The organism is Leptolyngbya boryana PCC 6306 (assembly GCF_000353285.1).
Classification (GTDB): domain Bacteria; phylum Cyanobacteriota; class Cyanobacteriia; order Leptolyngbyales; family Leptolyngbyaceae; genus Leptolyngbya; species Leptolyngbya boryana.
In genome coordinates this window covers 3,499,785-3,517,013 of the sequence record NZ_KB731324.1, presented here as the reverse complement: position 1 = coordinate 3,517,013, position 17,229 = coordinate 3,499,785, and the positions used below count along the sequence as shown (strand labels likewise).

Sequence of the window (17,229 nt, the reverse complement as noted above, 5' to 3'; positions counted from 1 at the left end):
GAGCGAGTTACTATCTGGAAATCACCCTACTTTTCCTGTACAAAAATTGTGTATTTACTCTTAACTTATAAAGCTAAGCATAGTTAGTATCTGTCTAACTTACGTAAGTTTGCTATATAGATTCATTGTTCCTTGCTCAATAATAAGGCCATACAAACTTTGCGTGAAGCACAAAGTTGATCTGTAAAAGTTAGAGGAGTAATGACGATGAGCTTCTTATCTCGTTCTGCATCTGTTTTAGTGGGCTTAGCTGGTTTAGTAGCGGTAGCTGCTGCACCTGCATCAGCACAAAATGCATCGGTGAGCGGTGCAATCACTCGTACATCTCCCGCTGGTTTCACCACCACGATTTCTGGTGAGATTGTTGCACCTGCAGGAGTGTACTTTAGCGGCTCTTTGGATGTCACGGGTACTGCTGATTCGACGGCTCCAGTGTTAAGCGTTGATGCACCCACTACATTTCTACCGACGGTTGGTTCTTCATCTGTGCTTGAGCAAGTTGTTGCTAACACTCTGACTGGTCTTGATGTGACAACCGAGGCAGGAATGGATGCTTATGCTGCAATTCTGAAGGCTGCTGCTGGTGTGGATGGTCTCGAATCGAATCCCACTGGCTTTTTAGACTAGTTCTGGCTCCGGCTCTAGTCTTATCGATACTTCTAGAACCCTTGGTGATAGGACTAGGAGCCGTTTAAAGATCTGTAAAAGTTAGAGGAGTAAAAACGATGAGCTTCTTATCTCGTTCTGCATCTGTTTTAGTGGGTCTAGCTGGTTTAGTAGCGGTAGCTGTTGCCCCTGCATCGGCACAAAATGCATCGGTGAGCGGTGCAATCACTCGTACATCTCCCGCTGGTTTCACCACCACGATTTCTGGTGAGATTGTTGCACCTGCAGGAGTATTTTTCCCTGGTTCTTTGGATGTTGCAGGTACAGCAGATTCGACGGCTCCAGTGTTAAGCATTGATGCACCCGCTGTCCCTCTGCCGACTGTTGGTGGTTCATCTTTGCTTGAGCAGGTTGTTGCTAACACTCTGACTGGTCTTGATGTGACAACCGAGGCAGGAATGGATGCTTATGCTGCAATTCTGAAGGCTGCTGCTGGTGTGGATGGTCTCGAGTCTAATCCGACTGGTGCTCCGGCTCCGACTCCACCAGGTCCAATTCCACCATTTGACTAAGTAGTATTGTCTGGAATGGATCAGAGATGTAATGACTACATCTCTGATTTTTTATGAGTTCACTTAGCTAGAATTTACTCTAAAAGTCAATTGGGAAGTCTATAAATCTACTTGCTCATCTTGAATCTACGTGATTGTTCTAAATAGAGTAGTTGTCCAAAACTACTCCTAGCCTTGATAGTCTTGAACCTAAGATACTCAAAACTTGAGAACCATTCGATCGCTTTCTACTTTTTCCGTATGATGCTTGCTCATTGAGCAGAGATGTATCACTCGTCTCTCGGCTGTGCGTGGAATCAGACTAGAACTGATATCCCCCTTCTAGGCGAACTTCAAAACTGTCGCCACTCATTCCTAACCGCGATCGCCAAGCGAAGCCCCGACTGGAACGATTTCTCAAGATAATGCCATAAGAGAGGGCAGATTCTCGGCTGATCAGGCTTTCTGTCGATCGATAATTTTGAATATATAAACCTGCTGACCAAATTACACTCAAGCGTTGAAGTGCCTCGAATCCAGAGAAAAACTGATCACTGAGTTCGAGCGAAGAACGAAATTCTAAACCGCTCTTAAATCTAAGTTGTCCCTCAAAGAATCCAGCAGGCTCTACGCGATCGCGACTATAACTCAAGAAAAAGCCTGGTGTGAGAGAGTAGTTCAGATCGTCTTGCTGTCGAGCATAGGTATAGCTCAAGTTTAGGTAAGCTGGATTAGAAGAATTTGGCACACTGCTCCAAGACAACCGTAACGATGGAACAAGACTTACGACGGCTTTTGGTTGCCCATTAGAACCGTTGATGACGCGAGTATCAATATGATTAACTAAAGAGTTTAAGTAAATTCCAACTGTTGGCTCAGGATTGCCTACATTGTTCGTAGCAACATCAAACGCAGCATCTCCATTCAGGTTAAACCAAACGCCAGAATTGACAGCATAGTTCCATTTTCCTGAAGACCCTGACAACATCGCTTCAACAGCAGGCAAAAAGAGATATCCTTCAAATCGATTCACGCGAGTTTTGCTACGCCCGATTTGACTCAGTTCAATGCGATCGAACGCAATATCCGACGATCGAATCCCAATCGGAACAACAGTGTAATCTGGCGAAGACGACGAGAAATCCTGCACAAACTCTTGACCATCAGGAGCTTGAATCACCACTTGTGTTGCAGACGATCGATTCGGTGTCAGTCCAGTTAAGCCCGACGGCACTGGCGTACCAATAAAAGATAATTGACCAAAGTCCCGATTAGAGAGTTCTAATCGGGAAAAATAAGTCTCTCCTGGAATCCAAGTGCTTTCAGTCTGCAAAAAGCGGGCAAGTCGGCGTTGATTTCCGACCCGAATCTGAAAAAGCTCAGCGTGTCCCGGAGTAATGGTGCTCGGAAACGTGATCGTTCCTGAAATCTGTTTGATTCCGCTGGTTGTATTGGCATAGTACAAGCCACGGTTGAGACGCTGGTTGATCGCACTTCTCTGGTTCGAGGTTGCTTGAGTGACAATGCCAGAAAACGGTTCACGACGATCGTAGAGATCGCGGCTCTCTTCTAAGCTTTGGGTTAGCTCTTTCGGTCGAACAAAGCTAAAGACTCCCCCCAACAACAAGCCCAAGCTAGAATTCAACGATTGCAGATCATTCACCTGACCCTTTTTCATGGAAAAAGAGATAGAAAAGCCAGGATTTGCAAACACATTCGTATAGGTCGCTTGAGGACGAGTTGCATCATATTGCAGCAACGTGCGATTGTGAGGCTGATTCAGCGACAAACGATGCCAAAATCGATCGTCAGCTTCAGTAATTTTTGTGCGTAAAATTTGAGGAGATCTCTGTCCCAATGGAATCCAGAACAAGGAATTGAAATAAGCCAGATTGCGTTCGCTTAAATTCAAGCTTGGATTGACCAAAATATTGAGTAAATCAAGATTGTCAAACTTTCCCAACTGTCCAATCTTGATTCCAGGCAGAGAACTCATGATTGGAGCTGTGGATTCCCCTTCTCCAGTAAACGGATTTTTCCAGCCAATTCTTGCAGCTTCTAGAGCCGATTGCGGGATTTTTGACCCAACGAATAAGCCTTCTGCTTCAAGGAGCGGTTGTAGATTACTCGTCGGGTATGCCTGAAGAATCAACGGAGCATTTTCTGGCTCTAAAAACTGAAACAGTGAGCTTCCACCGTTGGAAGTATTGCTAGAGCCACTGCTGAGAGATGGCGGCGGGGCGATACGAACTGCTGTCGGACTTAAAGTTGGATTGTTAATGACCACCGGAGCAGCAGCCACTCCGGGTGGATTATTGATTTCACCTGAAATCGTTTGAATTGTAAACTGGCTCGTATCCGTCTTTCCGTACAAATCCCGAAACGGCTGCGGCAAAGACCAAACAGCTTGTAATCCCCAGAGTGCTTGCGTTAATTTAATACGCTGCTCGATTTCAACTATTCTTTCTTGCCCTTGATAGTCAATTCCCGCTTGCCAACCTCGTGTTTCGATCACAACTCGATTCTTCGGCAAGACCCAGTAAAACTGGTCAGGTTTAGGAAAGTGTGCAAAGTCAAACTCTCTAATGAGAAGCTGATCATCGCGATATTGAGCATCAATGTCTGTATAGTTTTCAGTCTTTGCAGGGGTAAATGAAGTCGTCGATTCCAGCAAGTTACTCGCTGGATTGACCACCCAGGGCAAGCGATTCGAGCTATTCCCGATCGCGTTTAAGATAATCGCATCGAGTAATTTTTTAGAAACGTCTGGATCGGCGATCGCAGGTTTTGGAAGCTCTGGAGGTTTCGGTTCTGCAGGTTTTGATTCTGGAGGTTGAGCGGGTTGCTGAATCTCTGGCGCATCTGGGTCTTTGGGGAGCGGGACAATGATCTCGCTAGGTGTTGGATTAATGGTTTGGGCAATGACTACCGGGTCTGGTGCTAAGTTCTCCTTGGGCAGATTCGATAGAGTCTCGGCTGTACTTTCTATCGGCTTTGTCAAATCGATTTTGAGATTGGAAGCAGCGATCGCGCTTTTTAGAGAGAGAAGATTGATCAGCAGGCTGACGGATATAGAAAGAAAGTACGAATAGCGCTGCATAACTTGATTCAATCAACAGAGAGAACAAAAAAATCCGCTCAATTCCCCATAACCTAAAAGGCTGAGAAGTTTAGCCCAGAAGGTTTCAAGTTAAAACTCGGAAAGCTCCTAGATTTTACGTAGGTACTTACTGAGCTTTACTGAAATGTGAAATCCATTCATATAGTGCTCCGTACATTCAGATCTCGTTAACTGGAGCATCTACGGAATTTATTTGCGTTCGTGAAAAAGTATTTAGCTGTTGTGCGTGTTAATACTTGTTAAAGCTAGTTTGTTGAGAAGCTGATAAAAGTTATTCCTGATTTAGCGTTGCTTATCTGTATAAACAGTGAAGCCGCCGACATCTACAAGACATCGGCGGCTCCAAAAATCAGAATCAATGATTGTTCAGCGAATTGGCTTAAACAGAAGTGGCTGAGCTTTCATCACTCGGTTGCACTGGGGGATTCTGCACTGGGGGATTCAAAGAGAACATGACTCGCGATAAACCACTCGCAGCAACACTCGCACCCACAACGGTTCCCAAGAGCCAAGGTGCATCAAACGGGTATTGCAGCAGAATGTAGATCCCTAAGCCCAACGTGACGATCGCATTTCCGAGTAACCAGAACCAATTCTTTTGCTCACGCAGCTTGAACGCTAAAATCGTTTCAAACGTCCCTTCACTGACTAAGAATCCGCCTAGGAGTAGCGTCAAAGTCAGAACACCCGTCAAGGGCGCGACCAGCAACGTAATCCCGGTTGCAATGTACAAAGCACTCAAGAGAATTTTCCAAATAAACCCACCTTGTTCACGCGTTTGAATTGCATAAACTAACTTAGTAAATCCGGCTGCAATCACAATCAAAGCAAGCCAAGTCTCAGTCACGATCGTCGAAAAGACTGGAGCAGCGATCGCACCTAATCCCAAAGCAATGAGTAACACGCCTATCCAAAGTCCGCTGTTTCTACTTTTTGTCTCAATCGCGGTCGTCATAATTTTTTCTCCGGTTATACAGCCGTAAGAATAGAAAATCGTGACCCGGATTGATAAGCCCCTCAAGACAGAGAGTGAAATCGAAAGATAGATTTCTCTCGAAATCCCTCTAGAGTATGACTGATTGTCAGTAAATAAAAGTAACTATAGGTAGCAAGAAGCACAAAATGTAAAGTGAGGACTCAGGCTGTGTTAAGACGTAAGGTGCGTCGAATCTTAGCAGTTGACGATGTGTTGGACAATCTATTGCTGCTGCAGGTCTTTTTAGAAGCAGAAGGCTTTGAAGTTGAAGTCGCAGAGAGTGGAATTGCAGCTTTGCAGCAGCTTCAGCAAACTTGCCCAGATCTAGTTCTGCTAGATGTCATGATGCCTGGCATGAATGGATTGGAAGTGACTGAGAGAATTCGATCGCGCAATTGCACCTTACCAATCTTATTAGTTTCTGCTCATGATAAGACCCAAGTACAGCCTGGATTAGATGCTGGAGCAAATGGATATGTGCAGAAACCCATTGACTTTCTGACTTTACTAGAGCGGATTAATGCCTTAACCGCATAGCGAAAGAGACGTTCCATCGAAACGTCTCTAAGCGGTAATTCGATTCATCTAGAGGGATTGAACTATTGAACAAGACCTGTTCTCAGTGCCCGCACTGCAACTTGGGTACGATCATCCGCACAGAGCTTATTCAAAATGTTGCGGACATGGGTTTTAACTGTTCCAACAGTGATATAGAGCTTTTCGGCAATTTGCGCATTACTACAGCCATCGACAATCAGCTTGAGGACTTCAAGTTCTCGCTCAGTGAGTGGATAAGCAGGAACTAGATCTTCGTCTGCTAGACGATTAATTGAAATCGTGGCAGGTTCGGGAGAATGTTGATTTGAACTATAAACTTTTTGAGTTTGATGTAGAACAACGCGCGCGATCGCGGGATCAATCCAAGCATTGCCGCCGGCTGTGGTCTGAATCGCCTGCGCCAACTTATCGATGCTGGCATCTTTCATACAATAAGAATCCGCGCCTGCCGCAAACGCAGCTAAGACCGTATCTTCGCTATCCTGCATCGTCATGATCAGAATGCGAGTATTTGGACATTCGCCGGATGCTTGAGCTTGCTTAAATTGCTGAGTCAGCTCAATGCCAGTGAAGTCAGGCAAGCCAATATCTACGATCGCGACATCAGGCTGGGCTGTCTTGACTAACTTCAAGCCTGACTTAGCATCCCGCGCATCACCAATCACCTCAAACCCTTCGCGCTGTTGCAGAGCGGCTCGAATCCCAACACGGGTTAGATCGTGGTCTTCAATCAAAATGACTCGAATCATACCTACCGCCAAGCCTCATTTCTTAATCGTATATTGGACATCACAGACTGTGAGGATTCTACGAATTTCTATCAGTGAAGCAATCTTAAGGCGTATAGAGTAAGTGCCGGATCTATCTTGAGTGGTCTCTCTCCGCAATCGAGGCTCTACCCTTGGAGAGAGAAGCGATCGAAACATTGAGTTAACATCGAATCCTTGAGATTACTGAGTAAAAACTGCAACTTTACCCGGATTCGGCGTTAAACTCTGAGAAAATTTACTAAAGATAGCACGATTTTCTCACTTCGCTGCCATCTAATCTGCAAATGAACAATATTTCTGTCAATAATAGAGGCTGAATCTTTTGTCAGTTCATCAAAGCTTTATCAAACCTAGTCATAATTCCTGATGACCCCTACTACGCCTAACCCTGTCTTTCGTCATCCTCAGAAAACGCTCGATCGTGCTGCTCGTGCGGTTCGGTGTGCGCCTTTTCGACTCAAACTCTATGCTTTGATGCTGGATCAAAGTGTTGCGCTCAGTGCCTTGATTGGCATCCCTGGGACTCGAAATCAATTGACAAAGCGGATGCTTTCTGAACTGAGTGCGGATGGTGAAATGCTCTGGCTGATTCAAGTTGGACTGCTGCGGCGGGAAGTCGATGGGCAAGGACTGACGGATCGGTTTCGCTTGACTCCACTAGGACGGCAACTGGTCTCGCAATGGCAATCCGTCGGTGGGTTTGGCAAGGCAAATTTGCGCGATCGCATTTTGAATACGTTAAACCGTTGGCTGCGCTTGCCCGTTTAGAACACATAATTAGACCCGATACTCGATTCATTCCCCGGAGGTGACCCAATGAAAGCAGTCATGGTTGTAGGAACGACTTCCCATGCAGGCAAATCAATGATCGCAACAGCCTTGTGCCGAATTCTCACACGCAAGGGGTTTCGAGTGGCTCCCTTCAAGGGACAAAACATGGCGCTCAATTCTTATGTCACGGCAAATGGCGGTGAGATTGGCTATGCTCAAGCGGTGCAGGCTTGGGCAGCGGGAATTCAGCCTTGGGTTGAGATGAATCCAATTCTCTTGAAGCCGCAAGGCGATATGACCTCGCAAGTGGTATTAAAAGGGCGAGTGATTGGACGGACAACGGCTGCAGATTATTATGAGCAGTTTTTTGAACCGGGCTGGACGGCGATCGAAGAATCGCTCAGACGCATCTCTGAAGAATTTGATCTCGTCGTCTGTGAAGGGGCAGGGAGTCCAGCTGAAATTAATCTCAAACACCGCGACTTAACGAATATGCGGGTTGCGAAGCATTTAAACGCACCGACGATTCTTGTCGCCGATATCGATCGCGGTGGAGTCTTCGCGCATGTGGTTGGAACTTTGGAATTACTCGATCCAGATGAGCGAGCTTTGATTAAAGGCATTGTCATTAATAAATTTCGCGGACAGCGATCGCTGCTCGATTCGGGCATTGAGTGGCTCGAGCAGAAGACCGGGATTCCGGTGATTGGGGTGATTCCGTGGCTGGATCAAGTGTTTCCGGCAGAAGATTCGTTGTCTTTGTTCGATCGCAGTTCCTCAAACCCGAAAGGCGATTTAACGATCGGGGTCGTTCGTCTGCCGCGGATTTCCAATTTTACGGATTTTGATCCCCTAGAAGCTGAACCCTCAGTGAATGTGAAATATCTGCATCCTAAGCAATCGTTAGGGCATCCGGATGCCGTGATTATTCCAGGATCGAAAACCACGATCGCGGATCTGATCGCACTGCATAAAACTGGAATGGCAGAAGAGATCCAAAACTACGTCGCAGCAGGTGGAACCGTTCTTGGCATCTGTGGCGGTTTCCAAATGCTCGGTAAGATTTTGGCTGACCCGGAAGGCATTGAAGGGCAGGAAGGGCGATATCGCGGCTTAGGATTGCTTCCTCTGAAAACGGTGATTGCAGGTCAGAAAGTGGCGCGTCAGCGGAATGTCACCTCGAATTTTCCTCAAGACGGCTTGCCTGTGTCAGGCTACGAGATTCATCAAGGTCGAACTCGCTTGATTGAATCAGAAGAAGGCACACAAGCGCTGTTTGATGATCCAAACTTGGGAGTGGTCGATGAGTCTCAATCGGTTTGGGGCACGTATTTGCACGGAATTTTCGATAATGGTCCGTGGCGACGGGCTTGGTTAAATCGTTTGCGGCAACAGCGAGGACTACGATCGCTACCGACCGGGGTTGCCAACTATCGAGAACAACGGGAAATCATGTTGGATCAATTGGCAGATGCGATCGAGCCGCATCTGAATTTGAAACCGATTTTACCCTAGAAAAAAAACAAGCGCATCAGATACTCTGCATGCGCTCTTATCCCTAACCCTTTCGGTGCAACGTACCCGTTTGTCCTTGATTCATACAGTAGAGGCAAAATCTACTAAACTCGTTAGCGTTTAGATATTCTTTAGAATTTTGTGATGAGTGTTAGCATCCGATTCCTTCCTGATGATGTCACTGTTGATGCAGAAGTTGGTGAACCGCTTTTGCAAGTTGCTGATCGTGCAGGGGTTTCAATCCCGACAGGTTGCCTGATGGGTTCATGCCATGCCTGCGAAGTCGAACTCGATAACGGCGAAACCGTGCGGAGTTGTATCTCTTCGATTCCACCCGGACAAGACTGTATAACGGTCAATCTCTTTTTCGATCCGACTTGGTGACGCAAGTTTGAAATCAAGATGCGGCTTAGTCCCCGAATCTCTGCAAGTTGCGTGACCAATTTGTGCGGATACCCTGCTGGCAAGAACTCTGTGACTTCGGATTTTCTTCAGTGGTCAAGATGAGGCTTCGCGGCTAAAAGATCTAAATTTGAGGCGATCGCCTTTTCAATACGATGCTTGGCATCTGAGAGAGCCGAATTCAATGCGATCGCTTTTTCAAAACTCTCAACTGCTTCTGCATCTCGTCCTGCTCGGCTCAACGAAATCCCGCGACTGTACCAAATCTTATCGTTCTTCGGATTGAGGCTCAAAGCGGTGTTATAGCTTGCAATCGCCATCTCACTCTTGCCTAAATGCTCTAGAGCTTTTCCACGTCGATACCAAACCTCATCGACATCGGGATTCAGCGCGATCGCTTGATCAAAACTCTCGATCGCTGCTTCATAGCGGTTGACTTTTCCCAAAGCGAATCCGCGGCTACTCCACGCTTCATGAAACTGCGGTTTATAGCGAATCGCTTGGTCGTAATGCGCGATCGCCTCCTCATATCGCCCCAATTTCTGGCAAGCTCCGCCCAAGTTGTACCAAGCCTCGTAAAACTCAGGCTTGAGTTTTAATGCTTGCTGATAATCTTCGATGGCTCGCTCATACTGGCAGAGTGCATCGAAGGTATTGCCTCGGTTGTACCAAGCCTCGATTGAATTCGGCTTCAGCGCTAGGGTTTGAGTATAGCTCTCGATCGCACGTTCATGTCGCCCGGCACGATGGAACGCATTTGCCTGGTTGTACCAAACCTCATAAAGGTCAGGACGAATTTCCAGCACTTGTGCATAGCTAGAGAGCGCTTCTTCATATCGTCCTAGCCGATAATACAGATTCCCTAAATTATAATGAGCCGAAGAAAAATGAGGACGATTGAGCAGGGCTTGGCGATAGCTGTCGATCGCGTCTTCAAATCGGTTCAGTTGGGTGAGAACAATGCCCCGGTTGTACCAAGCCTTTGTATAGTTGGGTCGCCGTTTTAAGGTTTCCTCGTAGCTGTGAAGCGCTTCATACGTTGAGCCTAGTTTCAAGAGCGCATTGGCACGGTTATACCATGCCTTAAAGTTCGTTGGAAGAAGCCTAATGGCTTGGTCATAACTGGAGATGGCTTCAGCATGGCGATCGAGTTGGGAAAGCGCCATGCCTTGCATATTCCAAGCCGGTTCAAAATCCGATTTGAGTAAGATGGATTCTTTCAAGCTCTCGATCGCTTTGTCGTAGCGTTGCAGCCCATAGAGCGCTTTACCTCGCTCAAACCAAACTTCGGACAGGCTCGGCTGACGCTGTAAAACCTTATCGAATTGAGCGATCGCATCGTCGTAAAGCCCGGCTTTACTCAATCGACGTGCTTGCCGCAGATAGAATTCGACTTGAGGATCAACAGGATCAGGCATGATTCCGAGTAGAGAATTGGAGTGCTCTACTCAGTATTGACATTTCCAGCAGAGAAACACAGCGTCTGCAAGGTTTGCTGAATGCCATGTCCCCTCAATGCTTGCCGTTGATTCTGCTTGCCCACAGGCTCAAATCTTAACTCTCAGGTTCAGGCACGATCGAATCCATCGGATACCGACCTCTGGGAATGTCAAACGCAGTCGGTCGCCAAGGCGATGGAATTTTGTTCAGAACGCTCACTCGACGTTTTCGACGATGTTCATCCAGCAGATCTTCATACAGCGCTTCGACCTGGGCAATATTGCGGCTCAGGGTGTAACGTTCTTCAACTCGTTGCCGCGCTTTTTGCCCCAACATTCTTGTCCAGCTTGAATGATCTCTCAACTGAGGCAGTAAGGCTCGCAACTGAGAAGTCACTCGCTGCGTCTCTAGCACAATTCCTGCTTCGTCTTCTAACACTTCACCATCGGCTCCTGCATCCGTTGCCACACATGCAACTCCGCAAGCCATCGCTTCCAGTAAAGACAGCGATAAGCCCTCAACTAGCGACGGCAGGATAAACACATCTGTGCTGCGCAGAATGTTAATGCGATCGCGCTCATCTGCTAAAAAGCCGAGCCATTTAATTCCCTGTTCTTCGCCATAAAACGGAATCAGTGAAGCCGCTAAGGTTCCATGATTGCCCACAATCACGAGCTGGCTATCCTCGCCCATATTTGCCTGTTTCCAAGCTTTGAGCAGCGATTCTACATTCTTCTCCGGTGCAATCCGACCTTGATAGAGAAAGAGCCGTTTCGCGCCAAGTTGAGCTTTGAAAGAAGACGCACCTGGAGAATATCTTTCAATATCAACTCCATTGGGAATCACGGCAATTCGTTCCGCAGGAACGCCCAGTTTAATTAATAAATCCCTTTGAATTCGCGAGAAGATAATGACGCGATCGTACTTGGCAAGCGACGGCGCATACAGCTGATACATCAGATGTTGCGTGCCTGATGTGAAATTGCGAAGTTTGCGATCGAATGCCGGATGAAAGGTTGCAACGAGCGGCAGATTCAACTCCTGGCAAATTTCCGGCAGCATGAAATCTAGCGGAGAAAGCGTCAGCGATGCATGTACGATATCCGGTTTAGGAGAGAGATCCCGCAGAGCTTTTTCTAGAACTTTGGCAGATTTTAGAGTCGGAATTGTATAGATCTGGGATTTATATAAAAATGGAATTTGAATTTCTCTTAAGTCCGGAAAATTATCAGGGCTGGCTTCTTCCTGGGCAAAGTGGAAGAAACTGACCTGATGTTCCCGGTCTAGCAAAGCATTCGTAACTTCTCGACTGTAGGTAACATTGCCGCAAAATGGCGTTTTCTTGCCAAGCCAAGCGATGTGCATTGTAGTTTGTAATAGAGGCTAGGGAATCAGCGAGGGCGAAGAGTATTAGAAACAACTCGTCTCTAGGTATTAAGGCTTATTCTTCAGTCCCATCGGTGGTATGAGCAATATACCAGGTTAAAGATCCTCCTGCGATCGTCAACGCGGCAAGGGCTAAAAACACAGCCCGTAATCCAAATAGAGTCTCAGAAACTCCCGCTAAGACCAACGGTAGAGATAATGCAATATTCACGGCATTGTTCTGCAATCCGAACACTTTCCCGCGCATGTCTTCTGGCGTTTCTTGCTGAATCGTTGTTTGCATGGGAATGCCAACTAATGCGGCAAAGGCACCCAACGCCGCTAAAAGTCCCAAGGTAATCCAGAGATGAGAATAGAAAAATGCAATCCCAACAAGGGAACCTGCAATTCCAATTGACCCAATTGTGCCGAGTCTCGCATGAGCAAATCGCTGTCCGAAGCTCCCCAGTAACGCGGCTCCTGCTGCCATCCCTACTCCGCCTGCCGCGAGCAAAAATCCAAATTGTGAGGATTTAATTTCAGGCATGACTTCCGCTAAGCGGACGGCTAAGACGGCTAAAGCCGCAAAGATTGAGAACAAAATGACCAACTGGATTAATGCACCTCGGACATGGGCATGATTTTTGAGGAATCGCAGCCCGTCTTTGATATCTTCCCAAACATGGGGTTGCTCTTGAGAGGGAATGTCTTGGGTTTTCTCGTTGGTGTGCATGAGTAAAAGCAGAACACCCGCGATCGCATATCCTCCTCCCACCAACAATTCTTTGCCAAAATCCGTGCCTCCCCCAAACCAACTCGCGACCGTATCCGCTAAGGCTAATAGGGGTTCTCCGACAGCAAAGCCGACAATCACAGATGCCATTGCAGTCGTGGTGTAAAGCGAATTTGCAGAGAGCAGATGCCGCTTTTCTACCACAAGCGGCATGATCGACTGCTCGGCTGGTGCAAAGAACTGGGTCAGCGTTGACACTAAGAATGTAATGCCGAGCAGCAAGCAGAATCCAACGGGTAACCCTTGAAAGGTTGTCCAACCCTTGGTCAGCCAAAGCGCGATCGGCAAGATGAAAACCAGTGCGCCCCTGAGAAGATTAGTCGCGACGAGGACTCCTTTTTTTGACCAGCGATCGACATAAACTCCGGCGATCGAACCAAAGAGGATTGCTGGAATCGTAAAGGCAATCATGATCGACGACACCCAGCCACTAATCGTCTGCCCTTCTGATTGAAATCGACTCGCAATCAGCGCAATCATCAACACCAGATAAACTTTATCGGAAAGTTGAGAAAAGACTTGTCCTGACCAGAGCGTGAGAAACGCGCGATTTTTTAGAACAGGAGCAAATCCTTGTTCTACTTCTTCTGGAGGTTTCGGCTCGATAGGTTTATCTTCTGATACGTATTTCTTAGAACCATTGCCATTTGATTCTGGAGAAAAATTTTCCTTGGGCATCGGCGATCGCCCATTCCCAGTCGGTGGCTGAGAGCGAAACGGTTCCGAACTTGGACGGGAATTCAAGCCGATCGCATCTTTATCTAACGGAGAGGACATGAGAACGTAATCATCAGAAGGGGAGGGTCGCATCATGGTTTCGGCATCGAATCGGGTGCAAAACAACTCTCAATCAGCGCAGCAGATCGAATCGGTTGATCGAAATGATACTGAGCATACTGACGGAGCAACTTTTCTAGGATCAACCAGGTCGTCGTCGGAAACTGGTCAGGTTCAGGAGAGTCAGCTTGGGGAAGCTGTTGAAGGGCGGCCAGTTCAGGGGCGTGAAGCGGCACATTGAGGGAACGCGACGAGAAGAATTTACGGGGGAAATCGGTGACTGTCGTCTGCGACGAAGTTGAGGATTCTACTCGATATTCTCCCACAGGTGACTGGACTCGGTGACGTGGAGCTTGTTCTTCAATAATGCGATCGAGTTCATCAAGTTTGACCACACCGCCAGCGGCTCCACTAAATCCACAGACTGGATCAAGTTGGTCGAAGGCCTCGATTGTGGCTCCCGTCACTGAGCACTGATACACTTGGGGAGCAATTCCCGCGATCGCGAGAAGTTGATAAATCGCGTGAATCAAGCGGGGGAGAACCTCAGAATCCGTGGCTTGCTCAATTCTACCGAGATGTTCATTGAAGAGATAAAACAAGTCTTCCTGAGGCTGTTCACTTAAAGCTTGCTGCAGCACCAGTTCTGCTAAATATTGTCCTGAAGTTAATTTCTTCAAGTTCCGCGCCAATCCCGGATAAGATTCGAGCGTTTCGGCTTGCGTAATCTTGTCGAGCGATCGACCTTTCGCAAACAGGAGTTGATTGACAACGAACAATCCACTCCGTCCGCCCAATTTAGAATTCTGCTTACGTGCTCCCATTGCCACCGCACGCAGTAGCCCAAACTCTTTCGTCAGAATCGTGACAATCCGATCTGATTCACCGAGAGGCATCGCTTTGAGATTGATCCCGATCGCTTTGTAAGTTCGACTCATGTAGACGGATTAAGACGGGTTCTTATCCAGGGTATCGCGCTGGCGCAGTAACTCAACACCTCGTGAGGTTCCAAGTCGAGTTGCTCCCGCCACGATTAACTCCAAAGCCTGCTCTGCGGTACGGATTCCACCAGAAGCCTTAATTCCGACTCGGTCTTGCGCAATTTCTTTGAGAAGGCGCACATCTGCGACCGTTGCCCCCCCTGTCCAACCTGTACTTGTTTTCAGGAAAGCCGCACCTGCATCTAAACAAATTTCTGCGGCTGTGCGTTTTTCCTGTTCTGTTAAAAGCGACATTTCTAAAATCGTTTTGATCGGACATCCGGTCGCTTCTCGGATTTCAGCGATTTCTCGATGCACAGCGTCGAGGTTCCCAGATTTAAGCCAGCCGATATTAATCACGACATCTAATTCGCTCGCTCCATTTTCGACCGCATCTTGTGCCTCATAAAGTTTGACGTTTGAGGTGTTTGCACCGATCGGAAATCCGATCACCGTTGCGACGCGCGGTTGTTTCGTGTGTAACAGATTGGCGGCTTGCTTAACATGCACAGGCAGGACACAAACCGAGGCGAACCGATAGCGATCGGCTTCTTCACACCACTGCTCGACCTGCACAGGCGTCGCGATCGGGGCAAGCAGCGAATGATCGATAAAGGGCGCAAGGTCAATATCGGAATAAGGTTGAGTCATAACGCACTGTTCTCAGAAAGCACACCTGTTTCAGGATCGCATAAAACAATCCGCAGCTCAGCGAACTGAACTGCGGAACTGAAAGCAAAACATTGAAACATCGAAACTCTTTGGCTAACGGGTTCCTGACCCGCCTGTTCCTTTAGGAGGATCGTTGGGTTCTGGATCGAAGCTGTTCTGTAATGGTTCAGCCAAATGACGGACAGTGGAGTGAATCGAGATGGATGCAACCGGACTTGCATCTTGAACTTGTGCGGATTTTGAACCATTGGTAGATGGACTGCTTTCTGCTCGAACCAGCTTCGAATCATCCATTATCAGTAATACACTCGCAGCCAAAGTTGCCGTCAGTGTAGCCTTTAGAAAAGTACTCATGGGCAGCAACCTATGAAGATAGAGTATCTACGGTGGTGGACTCGCTTCATCATCTTGACCACTATTCTACGTGATCGAAGTAAACGAATCCAGTGTTTACACGGTGGAGTTATTGCTTCTTACATAGGTTGAGCTGAGAAAAAAGTCGATGCCTAAGTGATTGTACGCAGATAAAATTATCGATTTTGAACATCATGACAAGTCAACCCTGAAGATAAATGGAAGTGGTTTCTTACCCAATCTGAGTGACAGAAGTTGTCGAACTGAAATTGTGCAATCGTTAGAATGCCCAATTGTCGAAAAAATCTGAATACTGTAATACCTTACCCATTAATTTTTTAAACCGTGTCCGGGGAATTCGCTAAAAACTATTACTTTGGTTAAAGTATTTCTACAAAAGTTCAACTAACAGAGCAGAATGTGCTAAATGACAACCGCAAAAACGATGGTTTTTAAAGGAAACGTTAGGATTCTCTTATGTCAATCGCTAAAAAGCTGAAAGCGAATCGAAATCGTAGCCTAGAACTCACAGATTTAGATCGCGATCGACTCCGACCGCGATTGATTTCTATCGAAAGGCTGAGTTCAGACTTGAGAACCGGAACGATTCAAGCGGATAGCTTGGAGATCGCTACTCTGCTGCCGACTGGATTTGTAGATCTGTTAATTCTCGATCCGCCCTACAATTTGACGAAGAATTTCAATGGCTTCAAGTTTGAGCGTCGTACCGTCGAGGCATATACCGAGTGGCTCGATGCTGCGATCGTTCAGTTCAAGCCTTTGCTGAAACCGACTGCTTCGATCTACATTTGTGGCGATTGGCTGTCTTCTGCTTCGATTTTCACGGTTGCTGCGACTCATTTTATTGTGCGAAATCGCATTACTTGGGAACGTGAGAAGGGGCGAGGAGCCAAAACCAATTGGAAAAATTCCAGCGAAGATATTTGGTTTTGTACGATGTCTCACGAGTACACCTTTAATGTCGAGGCAGTGAAGCAGCGCCGACGGGTGATTGCGCCTTATCGGACTCAGGACGGAACGCCGAAGGATTGGCAAGTGACCGCACAGGGAAATTTTCGCGATACTCATCCCTCGAATTTTTGGACAGATATTACGATTCCGTTTTGGTCAATGCCGGAGAATACCGACCATCCCACTCAAAAAAGTGAAAAATTGATTGCAAAATTAATTCTCGCCAGCTCTAATCCCGGAGATTTTGTCTTTGATCCGTTTCTTGGCAGTGGCACAACTTCAGTCGTCGCAAAGAAATTAGGACGGCACTACTTAGGAATTGAGCAGAATGAAGAATATTGTTTATTCACAGAGCGCCGTTTGGAATTAGCAGAGATTGATCCGAAAATTCAAGGATTGGCAGACGGTGTATTTTGGGAGCGCAATACGTTAAGAGAGCAAGAGATTCGCATCAGTTCTATAGAGTAATTGCAAAGTGTTCAGCATAAGTACATTGATGCACTCGAAACCTGGCGAGAGGAATTGTTAAGCTGTGTTTCAACTTGCGGCACTCCGTAACAGATGAGCAAAACAGGCGTGATACCATTGCTCTCGTAGCTTTTAAGA

16 protein-coding genes are annotated in these 17,229 nt (G+C 47.0%); 7 read left to right on the top strand and 9 right to left on the bottom strand.

Annotation, left to right across the window (positions count from 1 at the left end; genetic code table 11):
• Window positions 1–207: 207 nt before the first annotated feature.
• Both LEPBO_RS0117725 and LEPBO_RS0117720 read left to right on the top strand, forming a co-directional pair.
• Entirely contained in the window at window positions 208–627 is a 420-nt protein-coding gene (locus tag LEPBO_RS0117725) for a hypothetical protein (RefSeq protein WP_144056224.1), read from the top strand.
• Window positions 628–725: 98 nt separating this feature from the next.
• A complete protein-coding gene (locus LEPBO_RS0117720) occupies window positions 726–1,178 on the top strand; it encodes a hypothetical protein (RefSeq protein WP_017288904.1) in 453 nt (150 codons plus the stop codon).
• Between the two features lie 301 nt (window positions 1,179–1,479).
• On the opposite strand, the gene LEPBO_RS37440 is transcribed toward LEPBO_RS0117720, so the two are convergent.
• Together LEPBO_RS37440 and LEPBO_RS0117710 are read right to left on the bottom strand one after the other, a co-directional pair.
• A complete protein-coding gene (locus LEPBO_RS37440; RefSeq protein ID WP_017288903.1) occupies window positions 1,480–4,257 on the bottom strand; it encodes a hypothetical protein in 2,778 nt (925 codons plus the stop codon).
• Window positions 4,258–4,657: 400 nt separating this feature from the next.
• Window positions 4,658–5,233 (bottom strand): HdeD family acid-resistance protein, encoded by a 576-nt coding sequence (locus LEPBO_RS0117710; RefSeq protein WP_017288902.1) that lies wholly within the window; start codon window positions 5,231–5,233, stop codon window positions 4,658–4,660.
• A 189-nt stretch (window positions 5,234–5,422) separates the two neighbouring features.
• Here LEPBO_RS0117710 and LEPBO_RS0117705 point away from each other — a divergent pair, with 189 nt between their 5' ends.
• Window positions 5,423–5,791 (top strand): response regulator transcription factor, encoded by a 369-nt coding sequence (locus tag LEPBO_RS0117705; RefSeq protein ID WP_036044694.1) that lies wholly within the window; start codon window positions 5,423–5,425, stop codon window positions 5,789–5,791.
• Window positions 5,792–5,853: 62 nt separating this feature from the next.
• On the opposite strand, the gene LEPBO_RS0117700 is transcribed toward LEPBO_RS0117705, so the two are convergent.
• Window positions 5,854–6,561, bottom strand: a complete 708-nt coding sequence (locus LEPBO_RS0117700; RefSeq protein ID WP_017288900.1) for a response regulator — start codon at window positions 6,559–6,561, stop codon at window positions 5,854–5,856.
• A 387-nt stretch (window positions 6,562–6,948) separates the two neighbouring features.
• Here LEPBO_RS0117700 and LEPBO_RS0117695 point away from each other — a divergent pair, with 387 nt between their 5' ends.
• The 3 genes from LEPBO_RS0117695 (at window position 6,949) to LEPBO_RS0117685 (ending at window position 9,252) form a co-directional block, all read left to right on the top strand.
• Entirely contained in the window at window positions 6,949–7,350 is a 402-nt protein-coding gene (locus tag LEPBO_RS0117695; protein ID WP_017288899.1) for an Npun_F0494 family protein, read from the top strand.
• Between the two features lie 48 nt (window positions 7,351–7,398).
• On the top strand, window positions 7,399–8,868 hold the full coding sequence (gene cobQ / locus LEPBO_RS0117690; protein WP_017288898.1) for a cobyric acid synthase CobQ: 1,470 nt from the start codon (window positions 7,399–7,401) through the stop codon (window positions 8,866–8,868).
• Between the two features lie 144 nt (window positions 8,869–9,012).
• A complete protein-coding gene (locus LEPBO_RS0117685; protein ID WP_017288897.1) occupies window positions 9,013–9,252 on the top strand; it encodes a 2Fe-2S iron-sulfur cluster-binding protein in 240 nt (79 codons plus the stop codon).
• Between the two features lie 107 nt (window positions 9,253–9,359).
• On the opposite strand, the gene LEPBO_RS37435 is transcribed toward LEPBO_RS0117685, so the two are convergent.
• The 6 genes from LEPBO_RS37435 to LEPBO_RS42395 all read right to left on the bottom strand — a co-directional run bounded on the left by LEPBO_RS37435 (window position 9,360) and on the right by LEPBO_RS42395 (window position 15,651).
• Entirely contained in the window at window positions 9,360–10,688 is a 1,329-nt protein-coding gene (locus tag LEPBO_RS37435) for a tetratricopeptide repeat protein (RefSeq protein WP_017288896.1), read from the bottom strand.
• Window positions 10,689–10,824: 136 nt separating this feature from the next.
• Window positions 10,825–12,075 (bottom strand): glycosyltransferase family 4 protein, encoded by a 1,251-nt coding sequence (locus LEPBO_RS0117675; protein ID WP_017288895.1) that lies wholly within the window; start codon window positions 12,073–12,075, stop codon window positions 10,825–10,827.
• A gap of 76 nt (window positions 12,076–12,151) precedes the next feature.
• Window positions 12,152–13,681 carry an MFS transporter gene (locus tag LEPBO_RS0117670; protein ID WP_017288894.1) on the bottom strand — a complete coding sequence of 510 codons (1,530 nt, stop codon included), beginning with the start codon at window positions 13,679–13,681 and terminating at the stop codon, window positions 12,152–12,154.
• Window positions 13,678–14,583 carry a DNA repair protein RecO gene (gene recO / locus LEPBO_RS0117665; RefSeq protein WP_017288893.1) on the bottom strand — a complete coding sequence of 302 codons (906 nt, stop codon included), beginning with the start codon at window positions 14,581–14,583 and terminating at the stop codon, window positions 13,678–13,680. The genes LEPBO_RS0117670 and recO overlap by 4 nt, the downstream gene beginning before the upstream one ends.
• A 9-nt stretch (window positions 14,584–14,592) precedes the next feature.
• Window positions 14,593–15,276 carry a deoxyribose-phosphate aldolase gene (gene deoC / locus LEPBO_RS0117660; RefSeq protein WP_017288892.1) on the bottom strand — a complete coding sequence of 228 codons (684 nt, stop codon included), beginning with the start codon at window positions 15,274–15,276 and terminating at the stop codon, window positions 14,593–14,595.
• Between the two features lie 114 nt (window positions 15,277–15,390).
• Window positions 15,391–15,651 carry a hypothetical protein gene (locus tag LEPBO_RS42395; protein ID WP_144056223.1) on the bottom strand — a complete coding sequence of 87 codons (261 nt, stop codon included), beginning with the start codon at window positions 15,649–15,651 and terminating at the stop codon, window positions 15,391–15,393.
• Window positions 15,652–16,128: 477 nt separating this feature from the next.
• Here LEPBO_RS42395 and LEPBO_RS37430 point away from each other — a divergent pair, with 477 nt between their 5' ends.
• Window positions 16,129–17,091 carry a DNA-methyltransferase gene (locus LEPBO_RS37430; protein ID WP_017288890.1) on the top strand — a complete coding sequence of 321 codons (963 nt, stop codon included), beginning with the start codon at window positions 16,129–16,131 and terminating at the stop codon, window positions 17,089–17,091.
• Window positions 17,092–17,229: the final 138 nt, after the last annotated feature.

What these genes read in the sequence shown, in the direction of transcription:
- LEPBO_RS0117725 (WP_144056224.1), top strand. Translation starts at nt 208, where the DNA reads ATGAGCTTCTTATCTCGTTCTGCATCTGTTTTAGTGGGCTTAGCTGGT.
- LEPBO_RS0117720 (WP_017288904.1), top strand. Translation starts at nt 726, where the DNA reads ATGAGCTTCTTATCTCGTTCTGCATCTGTTTTAGTGGGTCTAGCTGGT.
- LEPBO_RS37440 (WP_017288903.1), bottom strand. Translation starts at nt 4,257, where the DNA reads ATGCAGCGCTATTCGTACTTTCTTTCTATATCCGTCAGCCTGCTGATC.
- LEPBO_RS0117710 (WP_017288902.1), bottom strand. Translation starts at nt 5,233, where the DNA reads ATGACGACCGCGATTGAGACAAAAAGTAGAAACAGCGGACTTTGGATA.
- LEPBO_RS0117700 (WP_017288900.1), bottom strand. Translation starts at nt 6,561, where the DNA reads ATGATTCGAGTCATTTTGATTGAAGACCACGATCTAACCCGTGTTGGG.
- LEPBO_RS0117695 (WP_017288899.1), top strand. Translation starts at nt 6,949, where the DNA reads ATGACCCCTACTACGCCTAACCCTGTCTTTCGTCATCCTCAGAAAACG.
- cobQ (WP_017288898.1), top strand. Translation starts at nt 7,399, where the DNA reads ATGAAAGCAGTCATGGTTGTAGGAACGACTTCCCATGCAGGCAAATCA.
- LEPBO_RS0117685 (WP_017288897.1), top strand. Translation starts at nt 9,013, where the DNA reads ATGAGTGTTAGCATCCGATTCCTTCCTGATGATGTCACTGTTGATGCA.
- LEPBO_RS37435 (WP_017288896.1), bottom strand. Translation starts at nt 10,688, where the DNA reads ATGCCTGATCCTGTTGATCCTCAAGTCGAATTCTATCTGCGGCAAGCA.
- LEPBO_RS0117675 (WP_017288895.1), bottom strand. Translation starts at nt 12,075, where the DNA reads ATGCACATCGCTTGGCTTGGCAAGAAAACGCCATTTTGCGGCAATGTT.
- LEPBO_RS0117670 (WP_017288894.1), bottom strand. Translation starts at nt 13,681, where the DNA reads ATGATGCGACCCTCCCCTTCTGATGATTACGTTCTCATGTCCTCTCCG.
- recO (WP_017288893.1), bottom strand. Translation starts at nt 14,583, where the DNA reads ATGAGTCGAACTTACAAAGCGATCGGGATCAATCTCAAAGCGATGCCT.
- deoC (WP_017288892.1), bottom strand. Translation starts at nt 15,276, where the DNA reads ATGACTCAACCTTATTCCGATATTGACCTTGCGCCCTTTATCGATCAT.
- LEPBO_RS42395 (WP_144056223.1), bottom strand. Translation starts at nt 15,651, where the DNA reads ATGAGTACTTTTCTAAAGGCTACACTGACGGCAACTTTGGCTGCGAGT.
- LEPBO_RS37430 (WP_017288890.1), top strand. Translation starts at nt 16,129, where the DNA reads ATGTCAATCGCTAAAAAGCTGAAAGCGAATCGAAATCGTAGCCTAGAA.